Genomic DNA, 6,479 nt, shown 5'->3' with positions numbered 1-6,479 from the left:
GGCCGGGTGGCCGCCGCGTGGGGGCACCCGGCCGGTGGGCCGGTCAGCGGCTGCCGCCGCCGATCATCGGGTCGTCGCCGTCGCCGCGGACACCCCGCTCGACGCCCTCGGTCGACGTCGGCGTCGTGTAGCCCTCCGGGTCGGACTCCGGCACGAGGACGTCGTCGCGCACCACCGCGTCCGGCGGCGGCTGGTCGACGACGGTGACCTCCTGCGGCTGCACGGTCCCCTCCGGCTGCCCCACGGGCTGCTCCACCGGCCGGGTCTCCTCCTGGCCGCCCGACGAGCTCGCCACGGCCGCCGCCGCGGCCGCGACACCGGCCACGGCCGCCGCCGCACCGGCGACCACCTTGCCCGACACGCCGGCCTTGCCGCTGTCCCCGTGGGACTGGAAGGCGGTCTCGGTGGTCGGCGTGCCGACGTCGAGCTCCTCGTTGATCGACCCGCGCCACGCGCCGCTGGCGTAGCCCTGGCTCTCCACCAGCTCCTTGAACCGCTCGAGGTCGGACCGCACCTGCCGCTCGACGATGCCGAGCTTGTCGCCGACCTGCTCCACGAGGCCCTCGGGCTCGTACTCCAGCTCCAGGTACACGATCGTCGAGCCGGCCCCCGCGGGCTCGAACCGGACCGCGCCGGCGTTGGTGGCACCCCCCGTGGCGGCCCAGGCCACCTTCTGGTCGGGTACCTGCTCGAGGACCGCGGCCTCCCACTGGCGGCGGACGCCGGCGATCTCCGCGACCCAGTGCAGCCGCCGGTCGTCGAGCTGGCGGACCTCCTTCACCCCGCCCATGAAGTGGGGGAAGTCCTCGAACTGGGTCCACTGGTCGTAAGCGGTGCGCACGGGCACGTCGACCTGGATCGACTTCTCGACCTTCGTCGTCATCGCTCGTCTCCCTTCGTCGTGTCAGGACGTGCTGGAGGAACGTGACGTGCGTTACCCCTGGTCGGAGTGGACAACCTCCGGTCCGGTTCCGTTACTGCAGGGAGGCCGTGGTGGTCCCCGTGACGCGTGGGGCGCACGGGGCTCCCGCGTTCCCGGCCGTGCGCCGTCGGCCGATGAGGACGGCATGCGCGCCAGCCACGTCGCCACCGCCCTCGCCGCCTTCACCGCCGGGCTCACCGCCGCCTCGGCCCTGCACCGCCGCGCCGGCCGCCGGGCCCCGGCTCCCACCGTCGGCCCCGCCACGGGCCGCCGCGTGGAGCCCGCAGCGGCGCCGGAGCCGGACGCCGTCGTCCTGCCCTTCCCCCGTCCGGCGCTGGTCGTCGAGCAGCCCGCGCGGCCCGCTCGCTGCGGTGACAGCGGCGGGGTGACCCGGGCCGGTGCGCCCTGCGCCGCCCGCGCCACCGCCGGCGGGCGCTGCCACCACCACCGGCTGGCCGCCTGAGGACGCCGGACCGGGGCCCTTCCGTCAGCACACCCGGCAGGTCAGGCTGTCCGGCGTGCCTCCCGAGCTGCGACTGACGACGACCCTCGAGCCCCGCGGTCCGGCGGCGGCGATCGTGCTCACCGACGACCAGGTGGCCGGCCTCGGCGCCGGGCGGGCGTTCCCCGTCCGGATCACGATCGGCCCGGTGACCGTCGAGGCACGGCTCGCCCGGATGGGCGGGGAGAACCTGATCGGGCTCAGCCGGGAGCGCCGGACCGCCCTCGGCGTCGAGACCGGGGACACCGTCGAGGTGCTGGTCACCCCCGACACCGCCGAGCGCACCGTCGACGTGCCGCCCGACCTGACCGAGGCGCTCGTCGCGGCCGGGGTGCGGGAGGCCTTCGACCGGCTGGCGCCCAGCCACCGCAAGGAGCACGTGCGGTCGGTGACCGACGCCAAGCGGCCCGAGACCCGCGCCCGCCGGGTCACCGCCGTGGTCACCGCCCTGTCGGGGCGCTCCGGTTGACGCGCGCGGGGCGCTCGGCGAGTGTCGGGGGCCCCACCGCCGGAGGAGAGGTGTCCGTGGAAACCGACGTGATCGTCGAGGTCCCCAAGGGCTCGCGGAACCGCTACGAGTACGACCACCGTCTCGGCCGGATCCGGCTGCTCCGGATGCTGTTCACCGCGACCGGCTACCCCGGCGACTACGGGTTCGTCCCCGACACCCTCGCCGAGGACGGCCACCCCATCGACGCCCTGCTCCTCCTCGGCGAGCCGACCTTCCCCGGCTGCCTGGTGCGGGCCCGGGTCATCGCCGTGTTCTGGGTGAACGACGAGCAGGGCCCGGACGCCAAGCTGCTCTGCGTCCCCGCGACCGACCCGCGGCAGAAGCACCTGCAGGAGCTCGAGGACGTCCCGATGCACCAGATCGCCGAGATCTGGCACTTCTTCGAGATCTACGAGGCGCTGACCCCGGGCAAGTCGGCCGAGACCCGCGGTTGGGAGCGGCGGGCGAAGGCCGTCGCCGCCCTGGAGGACGCCCGCCGCCGCTTCGCCGAGCAGGCGGCCACCCCCACCGGCTGACGTCGACCGGCTGAGGTCCGCCGGACGGCGGTCCGGCGCCGGGTACGGCGCCGGCCCGCCGGGCCGGTCAGGCGCGCCGGGCGGTCAGCAGGAGGTACTCCCACTCCAGCACGGTGGACCCGGTGCCGCGGTCGTACCGCTGGGCCAGGGCGGCGAGGTCGCGGTCGAGGGCCGCGGTCCGCTCCGGGTCGTCGGCGATGCTGCGGTAGGTGGCGATCGTCGGCCCGTACACCGCCTTCCACGAGTCCCGCCACGCCTCCGGCGACTCCCAGCCGCCGACCGTCACGGTCTGCCGGCGGGCGACGACGTCGGTGACCCGGTCCCCCAGCAGCTCGCGCACGTGCTGCTCGTCGCCCCACAGCGGCGGCGGCTGGGCGCCGGGCGGGGGCGGGGGGGCGTAGGGCCTCATCGCCCGGAACATCTCGCCGACGAAGCCCTCCGGCGTCCAGCTGACCAGGCCGATCCGCCCGCCCGGGCGGCAGACGCGCACCAGCTCGTCGGCGGCCCGCTGGTGGTGCGGCGCGAACATGACACCGACGCAGGACAGGACGACGTCGAAGCTCGCGTCCCCGTAGGGCAGCGCCTCGGCGTCGCCCTCCTCCCACGTCAGCTCCACCCCGGCGCGCGCCGCCGCCTCCCGCCCGGCGTCGAACAACTCCGGGGTGAGGTCGGAGGCCACGACCTCGGCACCGGTCAGCGCGGCGGGGACGGCGGCGTTGCCGGTCCCGGCCGCGACGTCGAGCACGCGGTCGCCGCGGGTCACCCTGGCCGCGGCGACCAGGACCCGGCCCAGCTCCGGGATGAGGTCCCGGGCCACGTACGGGTAGTCGCCCAGCGCCCACATCGCCCGGTGCCGGGTCTTGAGCGCGCGGTCGGCGGTGGTCGCGTCGACGGTGTCGGTCATCGGTCTGCTCCTCGTCGTCAGGAGGGTCGTGCGGGTCGTCCCGCGGTGGACCGACCGTGGTGCCGGCGCGTTGCAGGCCGGCTGCACCCCGCATGCAGGGTCATGCACGCGCGGACGGGACCGGCCCGGCGACGATCCGGCCGAGGGCGGCGCGCGCGTGCGCGACGGCGGCCGCCTCGATCGCGCGCACGTCGGCGACGACGGGCGCCGCGGGACCGGGCGGGCCCATCGGTGAGGGCTTGCCCGCGGCGAGGAGGAACCCGTGCAGGGCGGCGGCGTCCTCCGTCGCGTCGACCCGCTGCAGCAGCCGGGCGACGTAGCGCAGGTTGAGCCACTGCTGGGTGGCGTCCCCGACGCGGTCCCAGTGCGCGAGGACGGCGCCGAGCGCCCGCGCGGCCACCACCGGGTCGCCGTGCACCGCCCGGGTGGCCGCCGCCTCCATCATCGCGATGCCCTGCCACCAGAAGTTGCGCACGGCCGCGGCCAGCTCCTCCGCCTGGTCGAACAGGGCCAGGGCACGGTCGGGGTCGGACTTCTTGACCACCAGTCCCAGCGCGTAGCGCGCCATCGACTGCGCCGTCGGGTTGGCCGTCGCCTCGGCGACCTCGAGACTCTCCTGCGCGGCCTCCAGCCCCCGCTCCGGACGGCGGTCCACCGCGTGGCAGACGGCGACGTAGTAGAGCGTCCACACCAGGCGGATGCGGTCCCCGTCGGCGCGGGCGCGTCCGGCCTCGGCCGTGTAGTGCGCGAGCGCCGTCCCGACGTCGCCCTCGTAGAGCGCCACGTCGGCGAGCACGTCACCGGGGTAGGCGATGCGCGCGGTCCCGGGCGGGGGCACCCGGTCGCCGGCCAGGCGCGCGGTCGCGACGGCCCGGGTGAAGTCGCCGCGGTTCCACGCGCCCCGGGCGGCGGCGCCGACGGCGGCCGGGTAGGCGGGGTGGGCCGGGTCGACCACGGGCAGCAGCTGCTCGGCCCACGCGTAGGCCTCGTAGCCGACCCGCAGGTGCACCAGTTCCGGCACGGCCGCCACCAGCCGCAGGGCCGCGTCCCACGCGCGGTCGGCCGCGGCCCGCGTGAAGGCGGCGCGCAGGTCGTCGTACACGCCGAGGGCGTCCGCCGCCCAGGCCCGCTCGTCGGGCCCCTGCAGTCCCCGCCCCGCCCGCTCGGCGAGGTCCACGTGGTAGCCGACGTGCCTCCGGGCGAGGTCCGGGGCCTCCCCGGCGGCGTCGGTGCGCGCCCGGCCGTAGGCACGCAGCGTCTCCAGCAGGCGGTAGCGGCTGTGGACGCCGCTGCGGACCTCCACCATGGAGCGGTCCACGAGCCGGGTCAGCCGGTCGAGGACGTCGTCCTCGGTCGCCCCCGGGTCGACGACGCCGTGCACCGCGCGGAGGTCGGCTCCCCCCGCGAACACCGACATGCCGCGGAAGAGCCGCTGCTCGGGCTCGGAGAGCAGCCGGTAGGACCACTCGACCGCGGCGACCAGGCTCTGGTGCCGCGGCACGGGCCCGCGCCCGCCGCCCAGCAGCGGGGCGTCCTCGAGCCGGCGGGCCACCTCCCCCGGGCTCATGACCCGCATCCGGGCCGCGGCCAGCTCGATGCCCAGCGGCAGCCCGTCGAGCCGGGCACAGATGGTCGCGACGGCGTCGGCGGTGGCCGGGTCGAGCCGGAAGTCCGGCGTCGCCGCCCGGGCCCGCTGGACGAACAGCGCGGTGGCGTCCGCCGGCGGCAGCGGGGGCACCGGCCACACCTGCTCGCCCTCGACGGCGAGGGGCTCCCGGCTGGTCGCCAGGACCACCACCCCGGGACAGTGCTGCACGATCTCGGCGACCAGCGCCGCGGCGTGCGGCAGCACGTGCTCGCAGTTGTCCACGACCAGCAGCAGCGCGCGTCCGCGCAGGTACTCCAGCACGGTCTGCTCGATGGACAGCCCCGACCGCTGCCGGATGCCCAGCGCGGCGGAGACCGCGTCGCCCACCGGGCTGCCGTCGGGGAGGGCCGCGAGCTCGCACAGCCACGCCCCGTCGGGGAAGCGGGACCGGTCCCGGGCCGCGACCTCCACCGCCAGCCGGGACTTCCCCGCGCCGCCGACGCCGGTCAGGGTGACCAGCGGCCCCGCGCGCAGCGCGGCCAGCACCCGCTCGACCTCCCGCTCCCGCCCGACGAAGCCGCTGGCCCGCCGCGGGAGGTTCCCCGGCGACGGCGTCGCGGCGAGCGCGGGGTCGTGGACGAGGATCCGCCGGTACAGCTCCTGCGCGGGCGCGGCCGGCTCGACCCCCAGCTCGTCGCCGAGGTGGGCCCGCAGCTCGTGGTAGGCGGCGAGCGCGTCCGCCTGGCGTCCGGTCGCGTACCGCGCGCGCATGAGGGCGACGGCGGGCCGCTCCCAGGACGGGTGCGCGCGCACCAGCGCCTCGAGCTCGGGCACCGCCTCGGCCGCCCGGCCGAGCTCGACGAGCGCGTCGGCCCGGTCGGCGACGGCGCCCCGGCGCAGCTCGGTCAGCCGGGCCGCCTCGGCCACGGCGAACTCCTCGTCGGCGAACTCGGCCAGGGCCTCGCCCCGCCACAGGGCGAGCCCGGCGTCGAGGTCGGCCAGCGCCCGCCCGTGGTCCCCCGCGGCGGCGGCGGCCCGGGCGCTGCGGACCCGCTCCTCGAACTCGGCGGCGTCCAGGGTCGCGGCCTCCAGGGACAGGCAGTACCCGGGCGGGCGGTGCCGCAGCGGGGCGGCGGACCCGAGGACGCCGCGCAGGCGGGAGACGTAGGCCCGCAGGGCGGTCAGGGCGCCGTCGGGTGGGGTGTCCCCCCACACCGCGGCGACCAGCCGGTCGGCGGCGACGACGTCACCGCGGGCGACGAGCAGGACGGCCAGCAGGGTGCGCGGCTTGTGCCCGCCGACGGCGAGCGGCCCCTCGCCGTCCTCGACCTGGAGCGGCCCCAGGACCGAGAAGCGGACGTGTGCTGCACCTGTCATCGCCGCCCCGTCTGCCAGCGGATCGCCGGGCGCGGCCGACCCTAGCGGCGGCCCGCGGCGGAGGGCCAGGCGCGCGGTGCCCGGGGCGCGGCGCCGCGCCCCGCCCCCGCCCCAACGCCGGCCCCGCCCCACCCAAGCCCATACAAATAAAAAAACAACA

At 77.3% G+C, this 6,479-nt stretch carries 6 protein-coding genes; 3 read left to right on the top strand and 3 right to left on the bottom strand.

The features are described 5' to 3' along the window. Nucleotides 1-43: 43 nt before the first annotated feature. The gene (locus ACI8AD_RS24745; RefSeq protein WP_456873185.1) at nucleotides 44-883 is read right to left on the bottom strand and encodes an SRPBCC family protein; all 840 of its coding nucleotides are present in this window, start codon (nucleotides 881-883) and stop codon (nucleotides 44-46) included. Nucleotides 884-1,067: 184 nt separating this feature from the next. On the opposite strand from ACI8AD_RS24745, the gene ACI8AD_RS24740 reads away from it, so the two are divergent. Genes ACI8AD_RS24740 through ACI8AD_RS24730 form a run of 3 tightly spaced genes read left to right on the top strand, consistent with a single transcriptional unit; the run spans nucleotide 1,068 to nucleotide 2,450 of the window. Then, on the top strand, nucleotides 1,068-1,385 hold the full coding sequence (locus tag ACI8AD_RS24740; protein ID WP_456873184.1) for a hypothetical protein: 318 nt from the start codon (nucleotides 1,068-1,070) through the stop codon (nucleotides 1,383-1,385). Between the two features lie 55 nt (nucleotides 1,386-1,440). Continuing rightward, on the top strand, nucleotides 1,441-1,893 hold the full coding sequence (locus ACI8AD_RS24735; protein WP_456873183.1) for a YdeI/OmpD-associated family protein: 453 nt from the start codon (nucleotides 1,441-1,443) through the stop codon (nucleotides 1,891-1,893). Nucleotides 1,894-1,949: 56 nt separating this feature from the next. After that, nucleotides 1,950-2,450: an inorganic diphosphatase gene (locus tag ACI8AD_RS24730; protein WP_456873182.1), complete on the top strand. Its 501-nt coding sequence runs from the start codon at nucleotides 1,950-1,952 to the stop codon at nucleotides 2,448-2,450. A 67-nt stretch (nucleotides 2,451-2,517) separates the two neighbouring features. On the opposite strand, the gene ACI8AD_RS24725 is transcribed toward ACI8AD_RS24730, so the two are convergent. Both ACI8AD_RS24725 and ACI8AD_RS24720 read right to left on the bottom strand, forming a co-directional pair. Next, entirely contained in the window at nucleotides 2,518-3,354 is an 837-nt protein-coding gene (locus ACI8AD_RS24725; RefSeq protein ID WP_456873181.1) for a class I SAM-dependent methyltransferase, read from the bottom strand. A 100-nt stretch (nucleotides 3,355-3,454) separates the two neighbouring features. Beyond that, nucleotides 3,455-6,319 carry a BTAD domain-containing putative transcriptional regulator gene (locus tag ACI8AD_RS24720; RefSeq protein ID WP_456873180.1) on the bottom strand — a complete coding sequence of 955 codons (2,865 nt, stop codon included), beginning with the start codon at nucleotides 6,317-6,319 and terminating at the stop codon, nucleotides 3,455-3,457. Nucleotides 6,320-6,479 lie beyond the last annotated feature (160 nt).

This window comes from Geodermatophilus sp. SYSU D00766 (assembly GCF_054049915.1).
This window is presented reverse-complemented; position numbering and strand designations above follow the sequence as displayed.